The 22,369-nt window shown below is 73.7% G+C and carries 18 protein-coding genes, 1 tRNA gene and 1 pseudogene; 10 read left to right on the top strand and 10 right to left on the bottom strand.

Features of this window, described 5'->3' with window-relative positions:
* Nucleotides 1-85: 85 nt before the first annotated feature.
* Nucleotides 86-1,480 carry a sensor histidine kinase gene (locus tag ACLB9X_RS17865; protein ID WP_410361364.1) on the bottom strand — a complete coding sequence of 465 codons (1,395 nt, stop codon included), beginning with the start codon at nucleotides 1,478-1,480 and terminating at the stop codon, nucleotides 86-88.
* Nucleotides 1,477-2,178, bottom strand: a complete 702-nt coding sequence (locus ACLB9X_RS17860; RefSeq protein ID WP_410361363.1) for a response regulator transcription factor — start codon at nucleotides 2,176-2,178, stop codon at nucleotides 1,477-1,479. The genes ACLB9X_RS17865 and ACLB9X_RS17860 overlap by 4 nt, the downstream gene beginning before the upstream one ends.
* Before the next feature lie 87 nt (nucleotides 2,179-2,265).
* Here ACLB9X_RS17860 and ACLB9X_RS17855 point away from each other — a divergent pair, with 87 nt between their 5' ends.
* Nucleotides 2,266-2,793, top strand: a complete 528-nt coding sequence (locus ACLB9X_RS17855; RefSeq protein WP_410361362.1) for a hypothetical protein — start codon at nucleotides 2,266-2,268, stop codon at nucleotides 2,791-2,793.
* Here ACLB9X_RS17855 and ACLB9X_RS17850 read toward each other — a convergent pair.
* Together ACLB9X_RS17850 and ACLB9X_RS17845 are read right to left on the bottom strand one after the other, a co-directional pair.
* Nucleotides 2,783-3,646, bottom strand: a complete 864-nt coding sequence (locus ACLB9X_RS17850) for a spermidine synthase (RefSeq protein WP_410361361.1) — start codon at nucleotides 3,644-3,646, stop codon at nucleotides 2,783-2,785. The genes ACLB9X_RS17855 and ACLB9X_RS17850 overlap by 11 nt on opposite strands.
* A gap of 432 nt (nucleotides 3,647-4,078) precedes the next feature.
* A complete protein-coding gene (locus ACLB9X_RS17845) occupies nucleotides 4,079-4,507 on the bottom strand; it encodes a hypothetical protein (RefSeq protein ID WP_410361360.1) in 429 nt (142 codons plus the stop codon).
* A gap of 247 nt (nucleotides 4,508-4,754) precedes the next feature.
* Between ACLB9X_RS17845 and ACLB9X_RS17840 the strand changes: the two genes are divergently transcribed.
* Nucleotides 4,755-6,185, top strand: a complete 1,431-nt coding sequence (locus ACLB9X_RS17840; protein WP_410361359.1) for a tetratricopeptide repeat protein — start codon at nucleotides 4,755-4,757, stop codon at nucleotides 6,183-6,185.
* A 347-nt stretch (nucleotides 6,186-6,532) separates the two neighbouring features.
* Here ACLB9X_RS17840 and ACLB9X_RS17835 read toward each other — a convergent pair whose 3' ends face one another.
* Nucleotides 6,533-7,129 carry a histidine phosphatase family protein gene (locus ACLB9X_RS17835; protein WP_410361358.1) on the bottom strand — a complete coding sequence of 199 codons (597 nt, stop codon included), beginning with the start codon at nucleotides 7,127-7,129 and terminating at the stop codon, nucleotides 6,533-6,535.
* Nucleotides 7,130-7,265: 136 nt separating this feature from the next.
* Here ACLB9X_RS17835 and ACLB9X_RS17830 point away from each other — a divergent pair, with 136 nt between their 5' ends.
* From ACLB9X_RS17830 to ACLB9X_RS17800, 7 genes and pseudogenes are all read left to right on the top strand, one after another.
* On the top strand, nucleotides 7,266-8,144 hold the full coding sequence (locus ACLB9X_RS17830; protein WP_410361357.1) for a phosphatase PAP2 family protein: 879 nt from the start codon (nucleotides 7,266-7,268) through the stop codon (nucleotides 8,142-8,144).
* A pseudogene (locus tag ACLB9X_RS17825) lies at nucleotides 8,074-9,243 on the top strand (hypothetical protein); the annotation flags it as partial. The gene ACLB9X_RS17830 and the pseudogene ACLB9X_RS17825, both read left to right, overlap by 71 nt.
* Nucleotides 9,244-9,455: 212 nt before the next feature.
* On the top strand, nucleotides 9,456-11,045 hold the full coding sequence (locus tag ACLB9X_RS17820; protein WP_410361356.1) for a hypothetical protein: 1,590 nt from the start codon (nucleotides 9,456-9,458) through the stop codon (nucleotides 11,043-11,045).
* Nucleotides 11,046-11,053: 8 nt separating this feature from the next.
* Nucleotides 11,054-12,382: an AAA family ATPase gene (locus ACLB9X_RS17815; RefSeq protein WP_410361466.1), complete on the top strand. Its 1,329-nt coding sequence runs from the start codon at nucleotides 11,054-11,056 to the stop codon at nucleotides 12,380-12,382.
* Between the two features lie 73 nt (nucleotides 12,383-12,455).
* On the top strand, nucleotides 12,456-12,794 hold the full coding sequence (locus tag ACLB9X_RS17810) for a hypothetical protein (RefSeq protein ID WP_410361355.1): 339 nt from the start codon (nucleotides 12,456-12,458) through the stop codon (nucleotides 12,792-12,794).
* 459 nt (nucleotides 12,795-13,253) lie between these two features.
* Nucleotides 13,254-13,910 (top strand): bifunctional DNA primase/polymerase, encoded by a 657-nt coding sequence (locus ACLB9X_RS17805; RefSeq protein ID WP_410361354.1) that lies wholly within the window; start codon nucleotides 13,254-13,256, stop codon nucleotides 13,908-13,910.
* Nucleotides 13,901-13,974, top strand: a tRNA-Lys gene (locus ACLB9X_RS17800). Before ACLB9X_RS17805 ends, ACLB9X_RS17800 begins: the two co-directional genes overlap by 10 nt.
* An 81-nt stretch (nucleotides 13,975-14,055) precedes the next feature.
* On the opposite strand, the gene ACLB9X_RS17795 is transcribed toward ACLB9X_RS17800, so the two are convergent.
* Complete coding sequence (locus ACLB9X_RS17795) at nucleotides 14,056-15,396, bottom strand: M6 family metalloprotease domain-containing protein (protein ID WP_410361353.1); 1,341 nt, start codon at nucleotides 15,394-15,396, stop codon at nucleotides 14,056-14,058.
* A gap of 347 nt (nucleotides 15,397-15,743) precedes the next feature.
* On the opposite strand from ACLB9X_RS17795, the gene ACLB9X_RS17790 reads away from it, so the two are divergent.
* Nucleotides 15,744-17,573: a putative bifunctional diguanylate cyclase/phosphodiesterase gene (locus ACLB9X_RS17790; protein WP_410361352.1), complete on the top strand. Its 1,830-nt coding sequence runs from the start codon at nucleotides 15,744-15,746 to the stop codon at nucleotides 17,571-17,573.
* A gap of 130 nt (nucleotides 17,574-17,703) precedes the next feature.
* On the opposite strand, the gene ACLB9X_RS17785 is transcribed toward ACLB9X_RS17790, so the two are convergent.
* The 4 genes from ACLB9X_RS17785 to ACLB9X_RS17770 all read right to left on the bottom strand — a co-directional run bounded on the left by ACLB9X_RS17785 (nucleotide 17,704) and on the right by ACLB9X_RS17770 (nucleotide 22,332).
* Entirely contained in the window at nucleotides 17,704-19,431 is a 1,728-nt protein-coding gene (locus tag ACLB9X_RS17785; protein WP_410361351.1) for a glycosyl hydrolase family 18 protein, read from the bottom strand.
* Nucleotides 19,432-19,641: 210 nt separating this feature from the next.
* Nucleotides 19,642-20,745: an LLM class flavin-dependent oxidoreductase gene (locus ACLB9X_RS17780; protein WP_410361350.1), complete on the bottom strand. Its 1,104-nt coding sequence runs from the start codon at nucleotides 20,743-20,745 to the stop codon at nucleotides 19,642-19,644.
* 94 nt (nucleotides 20,746-20,839) lie between these two features.
* Nucleotides 20,840-21,559 carry a decarboxylase gene (locus ACLB9X_RS17775; RefSeq protein ID WP_410361349.1) on the bottom strand — a complete coding sequence of 240 codons (720 nt, stop codon included), beginning with the start codon at nucleotides 21,557-21,559 and terminating at the stop codon, nucleotides 20,840-20,842.
* The gene (locus ACLB9X_RS17770) at nucleotides 21,556-22,332 is read right to left on the bottom strand and encodes an aspartate/glutamate racemase family protein (RefSeq protein ID WP_410361348.1); all 777 of its coding nucleotides are present in this window, start codon (nucleotides 22,330-22,332) and stop codon (nucleotides 21,556-21,558) included. The genes ACLB9X_RS17775 and ACLB9X_RS17770 overlap by 4 nt, the downstream gene beginning before the upstream one ends.
* Nucleotides 22,333-22,369 lie beyond the last annotated feature (37 nt).

Raw genomic sequence — 22,369 nt, 5'->3', positions numbered from 1 at the left:
GGCGGGCGTCGACTTCCTTAAAGCGTGCTTAAGGAAGGCATCGGGGCCGATTAATGATCGGGGCCCGGCCGGCTGGGAAGCGGTCTCAGACGGTCGCCCTGCGGCGCCGCTGCACCCTCCCGCGGTGACCGCGCCGGCGCTCGCCGCGCGCCGACTCGCGCGCGTCGAGCCCGATCCAGACGCGGACCTCCGTACCGCCGAGCACCGAGCGGCCGATGCGGACGTCGCCGCCGGTCGCCTCCGCGACCCGGCGGACGATGTCCAGGCCGAGACCGGTCGAGCCGTCCCTGGCTCCACTGTTGCCGCGGGCGAGCGCGGCGGCCGGGTCGGCGATGCCGCCGCCCGCGTCCGAGACGAGCACGATGACGGCGTCGTCGCTGTTGTGGACGTCGACGGAGAACGCGGTGCCCTCCGGGGTGTGCCGGAAGACATTGCCGAGCAACGCGTCGAGGGCCGCGGCCAGTTCGGGGCGGGCGACGGGGATGCGCACGGGCCGGTCCACGCCCGCGAGCCGCACCGTGCGGCCCTCGTCCTCGGCGAGCGCCGACCAGAACGTCATCCGCTCGCGCACCACTTCCGAGGCGTCGCAGCCCGCGCCGGGCCCGGCCGCCGCCGTCTGCGGCTTCGCCTCGCGCGCCGTACGGATGATGGTGTCGACCTCGCGCTCCAGCTGGGCGACCGCCTCCCTGGTCTGTTCGGCGGCGGCGCTCTCGCCGAGCGAGGCGGCGTTGAGGCGCAGCACGGTGAGCGGGGTGCGCAGCCGGTGCGAGAGATCGGCGGCCAGCTCGCGCTCGTTGGCGAGGAGCTGGACGACCTGGTCGGCCATCGAGTTGAACGCCACGGCGGCGGAACGCAGTTCGGGCGGCCCCTCCTCGGGGACGCGGGCCCCGAGCCTGCCCTCCCCCAGCTCCTGTGCCGCGCCCGCGAGTCGCTGGGCGGGCTGCACCATGCGGACGCCGAGCCGGTCGGCGACGGCGACCGACCCGACGACGAGCGCGAGGCCGACACCCGCGAGGACGAGCCAGGCGGTGTCGACGCCATTGGACACCTCGCCCTCCGGCACGAAGATCTCGACGACGGCGATCTGGCCGGTGCCGATGGCGGTGGGCTGCAGCAGCGCGGACCCGCCCGGCACGTCGGTGATCGAGGCACGACCGATGCGCTGCACGGTGGCGAGGTCCTTGGCGGCCGCGCGCCGGGTGCCGATCTCCAGCGGCACGCTGCCGAGGTCGCCGGAGGCGGGGATGTGCACGGCCATCCGGCCCGCCGCACCGGCGGGCGTGGACTCCACGGCCCGCTCCAGCGGCCGGCGTTCGGTGGTGACGGTGAGCGTCGGGCCGATGGCGGCGGCCTGCCGCTCGGCGTTGGAGAAGGCGCGGTCCCGCGCCATCTCCTTGATCACCATGCCGAGCGGCAGGGCGAAGGCGAGCACGACCATCACCGTGACGGCCAGGGAGACTTTGACCAGCGCCCATCTCATGGCCGCACGGCCTTCGGCGGCTCGAGCTTCACTCCCACTCCCCGCAGGGTGTGCAGGTACCGGGGGCGTGCGGCGGTCTCGCCGAGTTTGCGGCGCAGCCAGCTCAGATGGACGTCGATCGTCTGGTCGTCGCCGTAGCTCTGCTGCCACACCTCGGCCAGCAACTCCTTGCGGGGCACCACGACGCCGGGCCGGCCGGCGAGGAAGGCCAGGAGGTCGAACTCGCGGCGGGTGAGGTCCAGCGGGGCGCCGTCCAGCGCCGCCTGGCGGCGCAGCGGGTCGATGGACAGCCCGCCGACCCGAAGGACGCGGCTCGGCGGGGCGTCACCGGTGCCGGCGCGCGCCCGGCGGAGCACGGCGGCCATGCGCGCCGACAGGTGCTCCACGGAGAACGGCTTGGTGAGGTAGTCGTCGGCGCCGTCGTTGAGGAGCCGCACGATCTCGGCCTCGTCGTCCCGCGCGGTCGCGATGATGACCGGTACGTCGGTGATGCCGCGCAGCATCTTCAGGGCCTCGGCGCCGTCCAGGTCGGGCAGTCCGAGATCCAGAATGACCACGTCGAAGCGGAAATGGGCCACCTCGCGCAGCGCCTCCAGGGCCGTGCCGACGCTCCGTACCGTGTGGGAGGCGTCGGTCAAGTGCCTGATGAGGGCGGAACGCACGAACTGGTCGTCCTCTACCACGAGCACACTTGCCATGGGCGGCACCGTACGCCATCCGCGGGACACCGGTCCTGTGCACGGCGAGGCGGACAGCCGGGGACCGCGTGGTGCACTATGGCCCGGATGAGCAGAGGACTGGTGCACGCCCTGGCGTGGTCGCTGTCCACCGGAGCGGCGGTGACGCTGTCCTGGTGGGGCGTCCACACGGTCATGGCCGGGACCGCGTACGACCGCCCGCGCGCGCTGCCGATCACGGCGCAGACCTCGACCCCGCAGACGCCGTCCGAGGAGCCGGCGCCGCGTCCGCCGAGCCCGTCTCCCACGCCGTCCCCGGTGCAGCCGTCCACGACTCCCCCGCCGTCCCGCCCGTCGCCCGCCGAGCCGTCGAAGCAGCCGTCCCCCTCCGCATCCGCGGGGAACGTGAAGGGCTACACGGTCAAGGGCGGCCGGGTCGTCTTCGACATCGGCGAGAGCTCGGCCGAACTGGTGTCGGCGACTCCGGCGTCGGGCTGGCAGATGCAGGTGTGGACGCAGCCGACGTGGATCCGGGTGACGTTCACGGGGGACGGCCGTGAGGTGTCGGTGTTCTGCACCTGGAACGGCCATCCGCCGATGGTCCAGTTCGACGAGCGGGCAGCCCCTAGCTCTTGAAGACGGCCGCCGGCGGTACGGGCGAGTCCTTGGCGCTCGCGTCCGTGACGGGCGCCGCTCCACCCGTGAAGTCGGCGAGCGCCCGGCCGTGTTCGACGCGCCCCGCGAAGGGGTCGCCCGCGACGCGGCGGGTCAGCTCGGCGACCGGCAGCTCGGAGTCCGAGGCGAGCAGTACGGCGTTGCCGAAGCGGCGGCCGCGCAGCACGGTGGGGTCGGCGGCGAGCGCGAGCTCGGGGAAGACGGCGGCGGCGGTCGCGATCTGGGCGCGCAAGTGCGTGAGCGGGGGGCCGTCGGCGAGGTTGGCCGCGTAGTACGCGCCCGGGCGCAGCGCCCTTCTCACCTCGGTGAGGAACTCCGTACTGGTCAAGTGGGCGGGTGTGCGGGCCCCGCTGAACACGTCGGCGATGACGAGGTCCGCCCAGCCGTCCGGCACCTTGGCGAGTCCGGCGCGGGCGTCGGCCGCGCGGACCCGGATCCGGGCGCCGGGGTCCAACGGGAGCCGGTTACGCACCAGTTGGACGAGGGCGGCGTCGACCTCGACGATCTGCTGTGTGGAACGGAACCGGGTGGCGGCGACGTACCGGGCGAGGGTGAAGGCGCCGCCGCCGAGGTGCACGACGTGGAGGGGGCGGCCGGGCGGCGCGGTCAGGTCGATGACGTGGCCGAGCCTGCGCTGGTACTCGAAGGAGAGGTGGCTAGGGTCGTCGAGGTCGACGTGCGACTGGGGTGCGCCGTCGATGAGGAGGGTCCAGCCGCGGGGCCGCTCGCGGTCACCGACGAGCTCGGCGACGCCGCCGTCCACGCGTTCGACGACCCCCCCACCGTCCCGCTCCCGCTCCCTGCGCCTGCCCACACCCTCATTATCGCCCGCCCCACGCCCCCCGCCGCCCCGGGCCCTCCAACACCCCGCGCGGGGTCGCCACGCCCTCGGGCGGCATGCCCCGGTGGGCCCCCGCCGCGAAGCGGGCGCGGGGGACGGGGGCAGCGCCCCCAGGTCCCGTCAGAGTTTCGGGAAGGGGCGGGGTGGGGGACCATCCCAACGCCCGCCGCTACGGTGGGCCCGCGCCGCGAAGCGAGCGCGGGGGACGGAGGCAGCGCCCCCAGGTCTCGCTGAAGTCTCGGAGGCCCGGGTGGGGAACCACCCCAACGCCCACCACAACGGTGGGCCCCCGCCGCGAAGCGGGCGCGGGGGACGGGGCCGGCGCCCCCAGGCCTCGTCAGAGTTTCGGGAAGGGGCGGGGTGGGGGAATCTCACCCCACGCCAGGCAGACGCGCTCCGCGCGCCTCAGCGGCAGTTGTCCGCCGCCTCGATCAGCCGCGCCGCCTCCCCCAGCGCCTCCCTCAGCACCGCCGGGTCCGTCACCGCCTCCGCCCCCTCCGGCGGCAGCAGCCAGCCCGTGTCCCGTACCGGCTGCACACCCGGGACATCGGGAATCCGCAGCCCCCGCCCCGACGTCTGCGTGCACGCACTCCCCGGCACGTCCCACCCGTCCGCCGTGCCCGGCGGCACCAGGAAGCCGAGCGTGTCGCACGTCCCGTCGTGCAGCACGGGGCCCACTCCCGGCGCCGCCGCCGCGCGGCGCAGGATGTCGACGGCCTCCAGGCCCTGGCGCGCGGGCACCGTCACCAGGTCGCACGGCGCGGCAGGCGGCACGCTGCTGTCCGGGGTGGGCCCGTGGGCCACCGTGGTCGAGGGCGTCGCACCGGTCTCCATGCCGACCTCCAACAAGGGGATCCCCCTCCTCGCCGAGTCCCATAGGGAGACACGCGATCGGTCTCCCTAGGGTTCAACGGCCGTGCGCGTCAAGAGCTACGGCGGCACGCCGCCGCAAAGGATGGCAGTTCATGGCAGATCGCCACCGAGATGTCCCTTTTGTAGTTAAACCGTGGGTGAGCACCGCGTCACAGCAGGTACGTTCTTGCTCCGCCGGAACACGGCTGCACCAAGAGAGGGCTCGGCCATGGCGTCGTCGTCTCAGGCATCGAGGGCGCACCCCGCGCACCCCAACCTCGTTTTCCGCCGGCTGCGCGGATCTCGCTCCCCGGGCGAGTTCGCCACAGCCGTCCGCAGGGCCGCCCGCGAGATCGGCGAGCAGGTCTCGTGCGACGCCCGCTACATCGGCCGGGTCGAGGCGGGCGAGATCCGCTGCCCCAACTACGCCTACGAGCGGGTGTTCCTGCACATGTTCCCCGGTCTCACCCTGACCGACCTGGGCTTCACCGCCCGGGAGGACGTGCGCGGCCGCGGCCGCCGCGCGGCCTCCGACCCACCGGAGGCCCGTCGTCCGGCGCCCCCGTTCCCGCCGGGCCGCCTCTTCGACGGCGACCCGCCCAGCAACGACAGTGACATCGACGAGGAGAGCGACGTGCTGCGTCGCGCATTCATGACGAGCGGCTCCGCCACGGTGGCAGCCGCCTCCCTGGGGCTCGGTTTCGCATCCGGCTCCGGGTCCGGTTCCGTGCCCGCCCAGCGCCGGGTCGGCGAGGCCGAGGTCGGCGCCGTCGAGGAGGCGGTGCGACGCATCCGCCTCCTCCACGACCGGCACGGCGCGGACGGGCTCTACCGGCGGGCCGCCCAGCCCCTGCGGGCCGCGTACGCGCTGCTCGACACCGGGACGTGGTCCCGCAGGTCGACGGCGGACCGGCTGCACGCGGGGGCGGGCGAACTGGCCATCTCCGTCGGCTGGCTGGCCCACGACTCGGGCCGCTTCGACGACGCGCGCTCGCACTACGCGGAGGCGCTGGCCACCGCACGCGTGGCGGGCGTCCCGGCCCTGGAGGCGCACGCGTTCTGCAACACGTCGTTCCTGGCCAGGGACTGCGGCCGGTACCGGGAGGCGGTGCGCACCGCGCAGGCCGGCGGCCGCGCGGCCCGGCAGATCGCCTCGCCGCGGCTGCTGTCGCTGCTCGCGCTGCGGGAGGCGGGCGGCTGGGCGGGGCTCGGGGACCGCGCGGGCTGCGAGCAGTCGCTCGCCCGCGCGCACAGGTACTTCGAGCAGGGGCCCGCGCCCGACGACCCGGAGTGGATGTCGTTCTTCGCCGAGCCCGAACTGGAGGCGCTGCAGGCGCAGTGCTGGGCGGCGCTCGGCGACTTCACGCGCGCCGCGCACCACGCGCGCCGCGCGGCCGCACTGCAGGACCACCGCTTCACCCGCAACCTCGCGCTCTACCGCGCGGAGCTCGCCGCGGACCTGGCGTGCGCGGGCGCCCCGGACGAGGCGGCAGCGGCGGGTGAGCAGGTGCTCGCACTGCTCGGGGACGTCCGGTCGTCGCGTATCCGGACGATGCTGGCGGACACCGCTCGGGTGCTGGCACGGCACCGGCGGGCCGAGGGAGTCGCGGCCTTCCTGGACCACCACGCGTCGGCCACCCGCCGCGTGTCCCCCGCCTGAGCCGCCGCCCCGCGCGGGAGCGCGCGGGAGGCGGGACGTGCGCGGAACGGCCGGACGGCGCGGCACACGCGATCCCGCGCGAGACGGGGAACGTGTGCCGAACGGCCGGCCGCGCGCAGGACGGGCCCGCGCGGGCCTGCGCGAGTCGCACCCGACGTGTGGGACGCCGGCCCGCGGGGCGGCAAGCCGCGCGTAATGCGCCATCCGCACGGGACGCGGGCACGGGACGGCTGGCCGGGCGAGACGGCCGCCCGCGCGGGACGCGGAACGGCCGGATGCGCGCAATACACCATCCCGCGCGGGGAGGTCGGCCGCGCGTGAGCGCGGGCCCCGATCCCGAGCGCGGCTCAGACCTCCAGGTGCCCCAAGTCGTTCCAGCGCTCGAACGCCCGCTCCCCGTACGCCCATGACAGGACCGACAGGCTCGTCGGGTCGAGCCGGATACGCGCGCCGAACGAGATGTCCCGGCCCAGCCAGCGCGCGCCGATCGCGCGCAGGATGTGGCCGTGCGCGAAGACGAGCACGTCGCGGTCGGCGGACAGCGCCCACTCGATGACCTCGTCCGCCCGGGCGGAGACCTGGGCCAGCGTCTCTCCCTCCGGGACGCCGTCGCGCCACAGCAGCCAGCCGGGCTGCCGGGCATGGATCTCGGGCGGCGTCAGCCCCTCGTACGCCCCGTAGTCGTACTCCATCAGCGCGTCCCACGGCTGCGCCCGGTCCCCGAAGCCGGCCAGGGAGCAGGTCTCGCTCGCCCTTACGAGCGGGCTGGTGCGGATCTCGACACCGGGAAGCCCCGACCAGGGCGCCCGGTGCAGCCGCTCGCCCAGCAGCTTGGCGCCGCGCCTGCCCTCGTCGAGCAGCGGGATGTCCGTCCTGCCGGTGTGCCGGCCACTCAGCGACCATTCGGTCTGGCCGTGCCGAGCGAGCAGGATCCGCGGTGCCATGGGGGCTCTCCCTGATGTTCACGAATGCTTGTCGTTCCATCATCCCGTACCTCATCGGGAGGCAACCTCCGGGACGGGTGACGGCGTCCCCTACCAGGACGGGTGATCCTTCGAACTGAAGACGGAGACCGACCGGATGCCGCTCCCCGCGCAGCACCAACGGCCCCGCTGGTGGACCGAGCTGATGCTGATCGCCGTGGTGTACGCGGCGTACTCCGCCGGGCGGCTCCTCGCCCGCGGCGACGTGTCGACGGCCGTGGACCACGGACTCGCGGTACTGCGCGTGGAGAAGGCCCTCCTCATCAACGCCGAGCAGCCGCTGAACCGTCTCTTCACCGACACCCCGGCGATCGGCATACCCGCCGACTTCGCCTACGCGACCCTGCACTACCTGGTCACCCCGGCGATCCTCGTCTGGCTCTTCCGCCGCCGTCCCGCCCGTTACCGGGCGGCCCGGACCTGGCTGATGGTCTCCACCCTGCTGGGCCTGGCCGGTTTCACGCTCATGCCGACCTGCCCGCCGCGGCTGCTCGACGCGGCCCACGGCTTCGTCGACACGATGGCCCAGTACAGCGCGTACGGCTGGTGGGGCGGGGAGGCGAGCGCGCCGCGCGGACTCGGCGGCATGACCAACCAGTACGCGGCCATGCCGAGCCTCCACGTCGGCTGGGCCCTGTGGTGCGGTGTGATGCTGTGGCGGCACGGCCGTACGCCGCTGCTGAAGACCCTCGGCGTCGTCTACCCGTTGCTGACCACGGTCGTCGTCATGGGCACGGCGAACCACTACTTCCTCGACGCCGTCGCCGGGGCCGCCGTGATGGGCGCCGGGGCGTTGCTCGCGCCGTACGCGATGCGGCTCGCCGACCGGGTCACGGTCCGCTTCGCGCACGGGGCGACGCCCGCGGTTCCCCCCGTTGTCGGTGGTGGATGCGAGACTTCGGCGGGTGAGCGAATCCCCGGACAGCGCACCTCACCCCAAGGCGCCGACGACAGCACTCAGGCAGCGGCTCGCTGAGCTGCGCGGCCCCGCCGCGCAGCCCCATCCGCTGGACGCCCGCGCGCTCGCGGCCCTCGCCGCCAACCCCGGCTGCAAGCGGCGCGCCCTGCTCGACGGCGCAGGCGTGGACAAGGCCGCGCTGGCCTCGGCGCTCGGCTCCCCGGCCTCCTTCGGCCAGTCGCAGTTCGCGTTCATGCGGGGCAACGCCTTCGAGGCCAAGGTCAAGGCCGACGGGGGCAAGGAGTTGATGCGGCTGCTCGGTATCGACGACCCGCACGAGGTGCACATCCCCGACCTCGCGGCGACAGGCCCCGAGGGCCGTGCGGCCCGCACCGCGCTGGCGCTGCGCGAGGCGACCGGGGCCGGCGGCTTCGCGTTGCTCGACCACCCGATGCTGGCCCTGGACGTCGCGGGCTCTCCCGCGTATCTGGAGCCGGACGCGGTGGTGGTGCACCCCGACGGCCGGTGGACGGTCGTGGAGATCAAGTCGTTCCCGATGATCGACGCTGCCGCGGACGCCGCGAAGGTGGGCGCGGCGGCGCGGCAGGCCGCGGTGTACGTGCTGGCGCTGGAGCGGCTCGCGGCGCTGACCGAGGGTGCGTCCGTGGCCCACAGCGTCCTGCTGGTCTGCCCGAAGGACTTCACCAACATGCCGACCGCGTCCGTGGTGGACGTGCGCAAGCAGCTGTCGGTGACGCGGCGCCAGCTGACCCGGCTGGCCCGGCTCGAGGACATCGCGGCGGAGCTGCCCGACGGCGTGACGTTCGATGTGGAGTCGTGCTCGGCCGAGGAGCTCGCCGACGCCGTCGAACAGGTGCCGCACGCGTACGCGCCCGAGTGCCTGGCCGCCTGCGAGCTGGCGTTCCACTGCCGTGACCGGGCCCGGCGCGCGGGCGCGGTCGAGGCGCTGGGCCGGTCGGTGCGGGGCGAGCTGGGTGGACTCACGACCGTGGGGGACGTCCTCGCGGCCGCACGCGGTGAGGCCGGCGACCCCGACGACCCGGCGGTCGACGCGCTGCGCCGGGCGGCGGCCCTGCGCGCGGAGTCGCTGCGGACGGCCGGCCTGCTCCCGCCGCCCCGTCGGGGCCCGGACCACGCGGCCGACCGGGCCGCCGCGGTGACGGCCACCGCCGCCGACGGGGTCCCGTCCCCCGGCCCGGGGACGAACCACACGGCCGACAGGCCCACCGCGGGGCAAGCGGCTGCCACCGACCGCGAGACCGCCCCGGTGAGGGGCACCGCCACCGACGGGGCGGCTCCGAGCACCGAAGCCCCTGCCGGCTGGGCGAGCGCGGCGGCCCGCGCGACCCTGGCGAAGGAGGGCGTCGAATGTCGCTGATCTCGACCCTCGCGCGCCTGGAGGCCGTCGAGTCCGGGCATGCCCGGCCCCTCGCGACGGTGCGCCATCGCCATCTGTCCGAGCGTCCCCTGGTGTTCGTCCCGCTCACGACCGCGGGCGAGGCCGGTGCACCGCTCGGGGCGCTCGTCGGCACGGACCCCGAGGAGCCGCGGCTGCTCGTCGTGGCGCAGCCGCGCGACCGCGACCTGCGCTCGGCGTTCCTCGCGGAGCTGGCCGACGCCGTCCTGCCGTACATGGACGGCTTCGCCGACGACGTCGAGCACGTCGAGCGCAAGGAGACCGACGCGGAGACCGGCAAGAAGGTCACCGTCGAGGTCGAACTGTGCGCGGACGCCCCGCAGTTGATCGTACCGAGCCGTGCGGGCATCGAGTACGTACGACTGCTGGGCCGCTCGATGCGCTTCCGGCGCACGGCCGAGCAGGACCCCGACACGCCCCACCCCGCGCCCCCGCGCGTCCCGCTGCTGGGCCGCTGGCTCACGCACTACGGGGAGCGGGCCCGCGTGCCCGGCTCCTCCCTGCTGCTGGCCGCGACCGATCTGCTCAACCGGCACTGGGCCACCGGCCAGTCCTCGCTGGAGGACCAGCACTTGGGCGCCGTCCTCGCCTGGATCGACGCGGGCGAGGGCGAGTCGGGGGCCGAGGCGGCGCTGCGGGCGGAGCTGGCGCGCGACCGGGACGGGCAGCTGCTGTGCCCGCCGGCCGGCCCCGCGACCGACCCGGCGTTCGACAACCGGCTGCTCGCGCCCGCGATGGAGCGGTTCGACCGGGCACGGCAGCTGCTGGCGGCCGCGGAGGACGGGGCGAGCGCGGACGAGCGCCTGGGCGAACTGCACCGCGCGGAGCGGGAGATCCGCCGCCTGATCGCGAGCCAGTTGCGGCCCACGTGGTACGCGGTCTGGCGGACGATCGCGCTGATGCGCGAGCTGCCCGAGGGCTCCCGGGTGCCCGACCGCTGGACCCGCGACCGCTGGTCGTTCACCGCGCACCGCGACCGGGTGCGGGCCGGGGAGCCGCCGCAGCCCAGGCGCGACGACGCGGTGACCGCCGCGCAGAAGCTCGCCGCGCGTGAGAGCGCGCAGGCGCAGCTGGACGCGCACGAGGCGCTGGACGATCCGCTGGTGCTGGCCGGCCACCGGCTCGCGGGCCAGGCGTTCGCCGCCGAGGTGCTCGACGTGGAGATGGCCTGGTCCGAGTCGAAGCGCCCGAGCCCGCGCCCGTTGGTCACCGTCCGCACGGACGACCGCCCGCACCTGAGCGAGCAGGCGAAGGTGTACCGCTCGCTCGAAGGCAGGCCGCAGACCGCGGAGTTCGTGCGGTACGAGGGCGACGGCGTCCTCGTGCTGCGCATCACCGACCGCATGGGCCGCGCGAAGGAGCCCGCCGAGGGGTCCGTGCCGGCCAAGGGCGACCTGATCGACTGGACCCTGTTCGAGCACGACCAGCGGGGCGGCCCGAAGCTGCCCGACCCCGAGGAGACGCCGTGGACACACGGCGGACCTCCGCGCTCCGACACCGCCGAGAGCCCCGGCCTCGTCACCCCGGAGGACCTCCTGTGACGTCTCCCGTGACGTTCGACCCCGCGGCGGAGGCCGCGCGCGCCACCGCCGGCATCCTGCACGACACCCTCCACGGGGACGCCCGGGGCGTCGTCGTCGACTCGCCGCCCGGCGCGGGCAAGTCGACGCTCGTGGTGCGGGCCGCGCTCGAACTGGCGCGGGCCGGACGCCCGTTGATGGTCGTCGCGCAGACCAACGCGCAGGTGGACGACCTCGTGCTCCGACTCGCCGACAAGGAGCCGGAGCTGCCCGTGGGCCGCCTCCACTCCAACGACTCCGACCCGTACGACAAGGCGCTCGACGCCCTGGACAACGTCCGTACGTCGGCGAAGGCCGCCGATCTCGCCGGCCTGGACGTCGTGATCTCGACGGCGGCGAAGTGGGCCCACGTGCAGAACGTCGAGCCGTGGCGGCATGCGATCGTCGACGAGGCGTACCAGATGCGCTCGGACGCGCTGCTCGCCGTCGCCGGGCTGTTCGAGCGGGCGCTGTTCGTCGGCGATCCCGGCCAGCTCGACCCGTTCTCGATCGTGGGCTCCGAGCAGTGGGCGGGACTCTCGTACGACCCCTCGGCCAGTGCGGTCTCCACGCTCCTCGCCCACAATCCGGACCTGCCGCAGCACCGGCTGCCCGTCTCGTGGCGGCTGCCGGCGTCGGCGGCGCCGCTGGTGTCCGACGCCTTCTACCCGTACACGCCGTTCCGCAGCGGCACCGGCGCGGGCGACCGGCGGCTGGCCTTCGGCGTCCCCTCCGACGGCTCGGGCCCCGACCGGGTGCTGGATGAGGCGGCCGAGTCCGGGTGGGGCCTGCTGGAGCTGCCCGCCCGTCGTACGCCCAGGACGGATCCGGAGGCGGTCGGGGCGGTCGCGCTGGTGGTGCGGCGGCTGCTGGACCGGGGCGGGGCGGCGGTCTCCGAGGTCTCCGCCGAGCCCGTGCCGTTGACCGCCGACCGGATCGCGGTCGGCACCGCCCACCGCGACCAGGCGGCGGCGGTCCGCGCGGCGCTGGCGGACCTGGGGGTCTCGGGCGTCACGGTCGACACGGCGAACCGGCTGCAGGGCCGCGAGTACGACGTGACGGTCGTGCTGCACCCGCTGTCGGGCCGCCCGGACGCGACGGCGTTCCACCTGGAGACGGGCCGCCTGTGCGTCCTCGCCTCGCGCCATCGGCACGCGTGCATCGTGGTGTGCCGCGCGGGCGTGGGCGACCTGCTGGACGAACACCCCTCGACGGAGCCGGTGCAGCTCGGCGTGACCGTCAAGTTCCCGGACGGCTGGGAGGCGAACCACGCGGTGCTGGCGCATTTGGCCGAGCACCGGGTGAGCTGGCAGCCCTGAGGCCCTCTTGCGGCGAGCGGGACAATGGATGACGGCCCGGGGCCCGGGCCGTGGTGCGAGGAGGAGAACGGACATGGCAGAACCGGAGCGGACGACCGAGCGCAGGATGCGGCCGGCCCCGCTGCTCTTCGAGCCCTCGGAGGCTGCCGCCGACCCCGAGCACTTCTTCGACCTGGAGTCCATGGAGGACCCCGGGGAGCTGCTGTCCCGCGCGACGGAGCTCACGCTGGCCTTCCGGGCGGCGACGGACCGGGCGGTGGAGTTCCAGGCGATGGCCGCGGCCCAGCTGGCGGACCCGCGCCGCTTCGACCGGCTGACGCCGGGCGAGATCGGGGAACGGGCGGGCTGGACGGAGGACTACGCGAAGAAGATGATCGACTTCGGCCGCGACCTCCTCCGCGGGGCTCGCTGACCTCGCGGGTCCTTGCACCCCGGGGTACGCCGCGCCCGGCCGCGTGGTGGCCCTGCCACGGGGCGCCCGACCAGCGGCACGACGCCGACTCCGAGCTGGGCCCAGGCCCGGGTATGAAACAGGCCCACTACGCCCCGCGGGGGTCCGGGGGCGGAGCCCATGGTTTCGGGAAGGGGCGGGGTGGGGAAAGGCCCCCGGCTGGGTCACGCAGCCCGGACCTGTGCAGTTGGGTGCGGACGTACCCGGCGCGGAGCTGCCGCGTCAGGGCTCGGGGGCCAGCCCTCTACGCACTGCGCCCCCGTCGAGGGCGGACCCCGGTGTCCGGAAAGCCTCAGCGTCACGGTCCCGCATATGCCAGCCACACGCGGCCAGGCGCAAGATACTCCCCTCCGCCCCGCCCTGTCCCCGTTTCCGCCAACCCGCCGAAACCGGATCGTTACTGCCGGTAGACCTGGACGCATGAGTGCATGGCTGCGAGCCCGAGAGCACACCGCGGACGTCTTCGCCCTCCTGCGCGAGGAGAGCCGCGATCACGTCGCCGAGGTCACCCCGGCCGGCGCCGGGTGGCTCGCCTCCGCCCAGGCGTGTCCCCGGTCGGCGCTGGCGCTGTGGGAGGACCGGCCCACCTCCGCCGCCGTCCTCCCGTGCGGCACCGTCTTCGACGTCGTGAACGTGCCCACCGTCTTCGGGCGCCGGATGCTCGACCGGCTGTGGGACGAGGGCCCCGGCTCCGGGCCCGTCGCCATGCACCGGGGGCGCATGATGCTCTTCGCCGCCCCCGGCACCGCCCAGCGCCTGCCGGCGCTGCTCGACTGGGAGGTGGGGGTCGCCCCCGGACGACGTCCTGGTGGAAGGGGTGAAGCCGTCCCCCCGCTCATCTGTCACGGCATCGGCGACGCGGTGACCGTCCCGCCCCTGACGCCCTCCGACGCCCCTTCCGCGCCGCGCTGGCTTGTGGCCCCCGACACACGTCACCCCTGGCTGCCCGGGCCCGAGGTGCTGCTCTGGGCCTGTGTACGGACCGCTCGCGACGGGGCGCGGTCGGGTGTCCGCATATCGATTTTTCCTCCCGCCGAACAGGGTGCTAAGGTCTACGACGTCAGCAGGCGCCGCTAGCTCAGTTGGTTAGAGCAGCTGACTCTTAATCAGCGGGTCCGGGGTTCGAGTCCCTGGCGGCGCACAGACGGGAAAAGCCCCTCGCGAGAGCGAGGGGCTTTTTCGTGCCCGTGCGGCCGCGCCCCATCCCGCGCCCCCATCCCCCTCACGCCGTCGTGATCTTGACCGTCCACGCCCCGGTCGCCGTGCGGTCCGCCACCTCCACCCGGGTCCGCCCGCCCGGCGGGCCGGGCATCGTGAACGTCTCGCCCACCCGCAGCGGCGCGTCCGCCAGCGGCGGATAGACCGACTCGTCCCCGCACGCCTCGGTCTCCGGATGCGTGTCCACCACCTCGATCGGCCCGTCGCCGGACGCCGCCTCCCCCTGGACCCGGTAGAGCAGCACACCCTCGGTGCAGGCGAGCGCGTCGTTGCCCGTGGCGCTGCGCGCCTCGATCGCGAGCACGCTGTTGTGCCCGGTGCGCACCACCGCGAGCCGGGTACCGACGCTGCCGCCGCGCACGGGCGCGGCGGCGAGCGGTTCCAGGGTGACGATCTCCCTGCCGCCCGGCGGACCGGCGGCGCGGGGCGCCTCGTCCGGCCCGTTCACGCACCGGACCTCCGCCCGGCCGAGCCAGCCGAGCTTCCACTTGTGCCAGCCGAAGAGGTCGGGCGCGAGGCCGAACTGGCTGCCCATGACGTCCCAGTCGCCGACGTGGGTGTCCCAGTCGCCGAAGCCGCCGTCCTGCGGCCGGTGGTAGAGGTCGGGCAGGTCGAAGACGTGGCCGGTCTCGTGGGCCAGGACGTTGCGGTCCGGGGGATGGCGTTCGAAGACGGTGACGACCCTCCGGATCTCGGCGCCGTCGGTGGACAGCGGCCGGTCGAAGTTGACGACCTTGGTGGCGTCGGAGTCGACGCCGGGGGCGTCCGGGTCCGCGACCAGGTAGACCACGTCGTAGCGCGAGAAGTCGACGTCGTCGTCGGCCGCGTCGATCGCGTCCCGGAGGTAGGCGGCGCGCAGCTCGGGGTCCCAGTCACGCCTTATGTCGTAGACGACGGACGCCTTCGGCATCCGCACCCACTCCGTCTGCGGGTGCGCGCGCAGGAGGAACTTGCCGTACGAGGCGCGCCGGAAGAAGTCGCTCGTGGCGGGGAAGTGGTCGGCGGCGAGCTCCTGCGGGCTGGTGAGCGGGACGGAGTCCGGGAACGACAGGAAGATCATGACGGCGTCGAGCCGTTCGGTGGGCTGCGGATAGGAGGAGTTCCAGGAGTCCAGGCCGAGGGAGTGGTGGGCCTGCGTGCGGGGCAGGGCGCAGGGGCCGGCGGAGGAGGCGGCCACGGCGGGTCCGGCCACGAGGGACGTTGCCGTGAACGCCACGAGAGAGGTGAGCCCCGCGGCGAGACTGCGCAGGCGCCCCCCTTCCACTCTCCCGGGTGTTCCCTCGGGCGACCGCTGACCCTCCACGTGGACCTCCGGCTCGGGAATGCTGGATGCCTCACCCACCATGTGATGGTTTGCGGATGTTTGCCCTGTTCCGGTGCCCCACTCGGGTGACCGACCCGACACCGGGCCGATGCCGACCCGAGATGCGGCGACACTCCGAAGGCTCACGGAACGTCACATCCGGTCAGGTTGCTTCCCGCCCCGGTCGTGACCCGCGCAGAAACGATCGGCCGGGGTGCGCGAGCGCCCCGCACCGGGCCGGTGGCGCTGGAAGGGCCGCTGCGGCAGCCTCTATGATCGGCACACTTTCCCTGAGTTCTTGCGGGATTTCTTCGGTGAATGTCTCGGGCGGCCATCCCCCGACCACATTTGTACGACCCTGTACGACACACTGCATGCGGGAGTGAGCGGTGAGCGGAACCTCCGAAGGACAAGGGCCCGCGGGCGTCGCAGTCCCCGGAAGCGTCCGACAGTCCGTCACCGAGCGTGATGGTGCGGGCCGGAGCTCCGCCGAGCAGCGCGACTACCGAGCCGCCTTCAACGCCGCACAGCTCGCCATGGCCGTCGTCGACGACGAAGGACTCGTCGTCGGCGCCAACGACGCCTTCGCCACCCTCCTCGGCACCCCGCCCGCCGAACTGCAGGACCGGTACGCCGCCGACCTCATCGACCTCGCCTCCGACGCGCGCACCTGGCACGCCTACCGCGAGGTGCTGCGCGGCCGGCGGTCCCGGTTCCGCTGCACCCGCCGGCTCAAGCATCCCGACGGACGGGACCTTTGGGCGGAGGTCACCGTCGCACCCGTGTCCGGAACGGGCGACGTACTGCTGTCCGTCGCCGACATCAGCCACCGGCGCGAGCTGCACGCGCGGCTGCGCCATCTTCAGCTGCACGACCCGGTCACCCGGCTGCCCAACCGGGCACTGTTCTTCGAACGGCTCACCGCCGCACTGGACTCCTCACCGTACGACCACGGTTCCACGGGCCGGATCGGGCTGTGCTACCTGGACCTCGACGGGTTCAAGGCCGTCAACGACACGCTCGGGCACCGCGTCGGCGACCGGCTCCTGGCCGCCGTCGCCACCCGCCTGACCGAGTGCGCCGACAACAGCGGGGCGCGCGGCTGCGGTCACCTCGTCGCCCGGCTCGGCGGGGACGAGTTCGCCATCCTGGTCGAGGACTCCACGGGCACCGAACAGCTCGCGGACCTCGCGCGGTCCGTACTGGCGGCGCTCCAGCAGCCGTTCGACCTGGCCGGCCGGCGGCTGTCGGTGTCGGCCTCCATCGGCGTCGTGGAGCGCGCGGCGACCGGCACGAGCGCCACCGGGCTGATGCAGGCCGCGGACACGACGCTGTACTGGGCCAAGGAGGACGGCCGGGCCCGCTGGACCCTCTTCGACCCCGAGCGCAACGCCCACCGGATGACGCGCCAGGCGCTCTCCTCGACACTCCGCCCGGCCGTGGAACGTGGTGAGTTCGCACTCGAGTACCAGCCGCTGGTGGGTCTCGCGGACGGCGTGACCCGCGGGGTGGAGGCGCTGGTGCGCTGGAACCACCCGCAGTTCGGCACGCTGACGCCGAATCGGTTCGTCGCCATCGCCGAGGAGGACGGCTCGATCGTGCAGCTCGGGCAGTGGGTGCTGCGCACCGCGTGCCGCCAGGCGCGTCGCTGGCAACTCGACCACCCCGAGGTGGAACCGCTGTTCGTGAGCGTCAATGTCGCCGTACGGCAGGTGTGGGACTCCGACCTGGTGGCGGACGTCGCGGAGATCCTGGCCGAGACGGGGCTGCCGCCTCATCTGCTCCAGTTGGAGCTGACGGAGTCGGCGGTGATGGGCTCGGCGGGCCGGCCGCTCCAGGCGCTGAAGGCGCTCAGCGAGATGGGCGTACAGATCGCGATCGACGACTTCGGGACCGGCTACTCGAACCTCGCGTACCTGAGCCGGCTGCCGGTGTCCGCACTGAAGCTCGACGGAACGTTCGTCCGGGGGTTCCAGGACGAGGCCCACGCGAATCCGGCGGACGAGACGATCGTGGAGGCGCTGGTCGAACTCGCGCACCGGCTGGGGCTCACGGTCACCGCCGAGTGCGTGGAGACCTCGGGACAGGCGTCCCGGCTGCGGCGCATCGGCTGCGACACGGGGCAGGGCTGGCTGTACTCGCGGGCGGTGGCGCCGGAGCGGATCGCGGAGATGCTCGGCACGGGGGCGCGGGCGGAGCCTGCGGGGGCGTCGGGCTGAGGACGGGGCCGCTGCTCGGGGGCCGTTCCGCCGGCGGCCGGCCCCCGGTTGCGCAGAGGGACCCCCCGCGGCCGCCAGGCCGCGGGGGGAGAGGCCGGGGCGGGGTGGGGAGCCGTCCCGGCCTCGGTCATCAGCAGGCGCCCAGGTCCTGCCAGACGCCCCATTCACCCGTCGTGCCCGGCTCCTCGCCCTTCGTCCACCACTTCGCCCGCCACACGTGCCCCGCGTGGGAGACCTCCGTGGTGCCGGTGTACGTCTCGGTCGCGGACCAGGCCGGGGCCGTGCAGCCGGGGGCCGGGTCGGACGGGGAGGGCGTCGGATCCGTCGGGGCCGGCGTCGGGTCGGACGGCGAAGGTGTCGGGTCCGTCGGGGAAGGCGTCGGGTCCGACGGCGAAGGTGTCGGGTCCGTCGGGGAGGCGCCGACCGCCGAGACGATGTGCTTGAAGAGCGTGGCGTTCGCGTCCAGCCCGAGCAGCGAGTACATCATCGCGCCCGCCAGACCCCGGCTGTGGGCGTAGTCGGCCCGCGCCTGGATCGCCCTCCGGTCGAGGCCCGTGAAGAACTCGCCGTCCTTGTAGAAGTACGCCGCCTTCGCCTCGTCGTCCCAGAAGGTGGTCGCCGGGTTGTCGACGATGCCGCCGAGCTCCTTGTAGTGCGCGATGCCCGCCTGCTGGCTGACCGGGCGGGCGGCCGAGGCGCCGGTCGCGCTGCCGCCGAGGCCGTTCCTCGTGCCGGCCGGGACACCCTTCCAGCCGCGGTAGTAGAACTCGTAGCCCAGCGTCAGCTTGCCCGCGGGGAAGCCGCCGGTGATGCCGTACGCCGTGTTGCCGTCGATCCAGGCGTCGATGGCATTGTCGATCGAGTACTTCTGGGTGCCCGGCTTGATCGGGTCGGTCGGGTCCGACGCCGGGGAGTGGAGCGGCGACTGGTGGTACGCGGGCCCGTCGCCGTCCCAGGCGCCGTGCATGTCGTACGTCATGATGTTCGCGTAGTCGAGGTACGCGCCGATCTTGTCGGTCTCGATGTGCTTGATCTTGTCCTGGCCCGCCGGGAGGGCCGCGGTCAGCAGGTACTTCTTGCCGCCGTGCGCCGCGCCGTACTCGTCGAGCTGCTTGCGGAACTCGGCCAGCAGCAGCGTGAAGTTCTGCTTGTCCTCGGGTCCGTAGTGGTTGCCGAGGTGACCGTCGGGCGAGCCCGGGTACTCCCAGTCGATGTCGATGCCGTCGAAGATGCCGGCGGCCGTGCCGGGACCGCCGTAGCCGCCCTCGACGGGCAGGTCACCGGCGATGTACTGCTTGATGCAGGAGGACACCAGCTTCTTGCGGCTCGCGTCCGTCTTCGCCGCGTCGTGGAAGTACTTGGAGTAGGTCCAGCCGCCCAGCGAGATGTTGATCTTCAGCTGCGGGTACTTCGCCTTCAGCTCCTTGAACTGGTTGAAGACGCCCACGATCGGCTGGTTCCACGTGTCCGCGATGCCGTCGACGCTGTCGGCCGCGCTGAAGCTGCGCTGGTAGTCGGCGTACGAATCGCCCGCGCCGTCACCGGCGTTGGGGTTCGCGTCGTCGCCCGCCGCCTTGTTCGCCATGAAACAGGTGAGGTCGGTGGGGTGGATGTTGCCGAACGAGTAGTTGAGGACGTCGAGTTCGCCCGCGATGCCGCGGGTGTCCAGGTGCTTGGGGTAGAAGGCGTTGCCGTACACGCTCCACTGGTCGTAGTAGGCGATCTTGACGCCGCCTGCGGAGGCGGCGGGCGCGGTGTCGGCCGCCTGGGCGGTGTCCGGGCCGCCGACGGCGGTCAGCGCGCCGACGGCGAGCGCCACACCGGTGAGCGCGGCGAGCAAGGGCTTGCGGACGGGCACGTGCGGCCTCCGAGGGGGGTGCGTGGTACGGGAGTCGGAGCAGTGATAACGGTCCCGGGAACCCCGCGTCAATGGTCCGCACCAAATGAGGACTAGACCAATTTGGGCCCGTATCCGCTGGCCGCGGGCCTGCACCCGTTGCGAAAAACCGCTCGCCACACGGGGTGACGAGCGGTTTAAGCCCTCCTTAATGAGCCATGCGCGCGTGGCTCAGCGGCGAACCACTCGGGCCGGCAGACCGTACGCGTCCGCGATCAACTCGTAGCTGCGCAGGCGCACATCACCGCCGTGCGCGTTGGACGTGATCATCAGCTCGTCCGCCCCGGTGCGCTTCTGGAGGTCGTCGAGGCCCGTCCGCACGGCGTCCGGTGTGCCGTGGACGACGTTCGCCAGCCAGCTGTCGACGAACTCCCGCTCCATCGGGCTGAACGCGTACTCCTCCGCCTCCTTCGGCGTCGGGATCAGCCCCGGCCGGCCGGTGCGCAGCCGCACCACCGACAGCGCTCCGGTCAGCACCTGGCGACGGGCCTCCCGCTCGTCGTCCGCCGCGAGGGCCGAGACGCCGATCAGCGCGTACGGAGCGTCCAGCACCGCCGAGGGCCGGAAGCTCTCCCGGTACAGCTCCAGGGCGGGCAGCGTGTTCTGCGCGGAGAAGTGGTGGGCGAAGGCGAAGGGCAGCCCGAGCGCCCCGGCCAGCCGGGCGCTGAACCCGGAGGAGCCCAGCAGCCAGACCGGCGGGCGGGCCGGGGACTGGACGCCGCCGGGCGAGGTGGCCTGCACCGGTCCGGGCACGGCGTGGATGCGCGCGTACGGGTGCCCGTCCGGGAAGTCGTCGTCGAGGAAGCGGATCAGCTCGGCCAGTTGCTGCGGGAAGTCGTCGGCGCCCTCGTGCAGGGTGTCGGAACGGCGCAGGGCGGCCGCCGTGGCGCCGTCGGTGCCCGGCGCGCGTCCGAGGCCGAGGTCGACGCGGCCCGGCGCCAGCGCCTCCAGCGTGCCGAACTGCTCGGCGATGACCAGCGGGGCGTGGTTGGGCAGCATCACGCCGCCGGAGCCGAGCCGGATGCGCTCGGTGTGCGCGGCGAGGTGGGCGAGGATCACGGCCGGGGAGGACGAGGCGACGCCGGGCATGGAGTGGTGCTCGGCGACCCAGTGCCGGTGGTAGCCCCGGCTCTCGGCGAGGCGGGCGATCTCCACGCTGGTGCGCAGCGCGTCGGAGGCGGTGCGTCCGCTGCCGACCGTGACCAGGTCGAGCACGGACAGGGGGACGGGGGCGGTGCCGGCCGCCGTGCCTCGGATCTCGTCCACTGCGTTCACGGGTGGGGCCCTCCTGGTGAGTCGTACGTACGCCGACCACACAACAGGAGGCCATCTCCGCTTTATTCCCGGCGGCCGCGGGCCGATGAGCCGGTCAGTCCTTGCGGGCGAACAGCCTGCCCAGCTCGTCCGACCAGGCGCCCCTGCGCTCCGCCAGCCGCAGCCCTTCCCACACCGTCACCTGGTTCGCCGTGAGGACGGGCTTGCCCGCCGCCTCCTCCAGCTCCGACAGATGGGCCACCGTGTGCAGGGCGGTGTCCGGCATCAGGACGGCGTCGGCCCGCGGGTCGTCCCCGTCCCGCAGCAGCTTCAGCACCTGCTCGCGCCCCCAGGTCGCCACCTCGGCCGCCGTCACGATGCCGCTCGCCCGGGCAGCCACCACCTCGATCCCGGCCGCCCGGAGGAAGCGGGCGAACAGGTCCGTGACGTCCTCGGGATACGTCGCGGCGACCGCCACCCGCGCGGCCCCCACCTCCCGTGCGGCATGGGCGAAGGCGAACGACGTGCTCGACGCCGGGAGGCCGGCCGCCAGCGCCAGGGCCCGGGTCTGCTCGTGGGCCCCCTCCCACCCGTACACGAACGAACCGCTGGTGCAGGCCCACACCACCGACTCGGCGCCCGACAGCCTCAGCTCCTCCACGCCGGCCGCCAGCCGCTCGGCCGAGCCCATCTCGCGCAGCGCGTCCTCACGGTGCGCGTCCTCACCGATGTCGGTGTGGACGATCGGCAGGTTCACACCGGTCAGCAGCGTCTCGATACGGGGGTAGTCGTCCTCTGCCGCATGCCCGGGGTAGAGCAGGCCCACCGTCGTCATGTCACGCCCTCCTGTCCTTCCGGCTCCGCCGTCGCCGCCGTGGCGTCCATCAGCAGAGCCTGATAGGGGCCGACCGCGCAGGCGCCGATGGCGCGCAGGGCCGACCAGATCGTGACCTGGTTGGCGGAGACGACCGGAATCCTCAGCTCGGCCTCCAGCTGCGGGATCACGTCGTACGTCGGCAGATTGGTGCAGCTGATGAACAGCGCGTCGGCGCCCTCCACCGACACCTGCCGCGCCATGTCGACCACCGCGCGGTACGGCACTTTCCAGATGTGCCGGGTCAGCCCGAGGAAGGCCCGGCCCACCACCGTCACTCCCGCTTCCGCCAGACAGTCCTCCAATGACCGGGTGACCGACTCCGTGTAGGGCGTCAGCAGCGCGATCCGCCGGGCCCCCAGCTCGCCGAGCGCTTCGAGGAGTGCACCGGACGTGGTCAGGGCCGGCACGTCACCGGCCGTGCGCATCACCTCGCACAGGGCGCGTTCCCCGGCGAGGCCGCCGACAAAACTGCCCGATGCGCACGCGTAGGCGACGATCTCCGGCTCGGACGCGCTCAGCGCCCGCACCGCCTCGCGCAGTGTCTCGTGCTCGCTCACCAGCCGCGCGAGGTCGAGCGAGACGCCGACGGGCACGAACGGGGTGCGCGTCAGACGCAGCGAGATGTCGTCGGGGACCCAGCGCCACAGCTCCCGGTCCAGAGCGAAGTCGAAAGGGGCCACCACGCCGATGCCGTGCTGCGGCTCCGGCCCGAGAAAGGAGACGACATCCATGCGCTCAGCCCCCTTGGCGTCTTGTTGACGACGGTAG

Source organism: Streptomyces sp. 5K101 (genome assembly GCF_046506645.1).
Lineage (GTDB): Bacteria > Actinomycetota > Actinomycetes > Streptomycetales > Streptomycetaceae > Streptomyces.
This window is presented reverse-complemented; position numbering and strand designations above follow the sequence as displayed.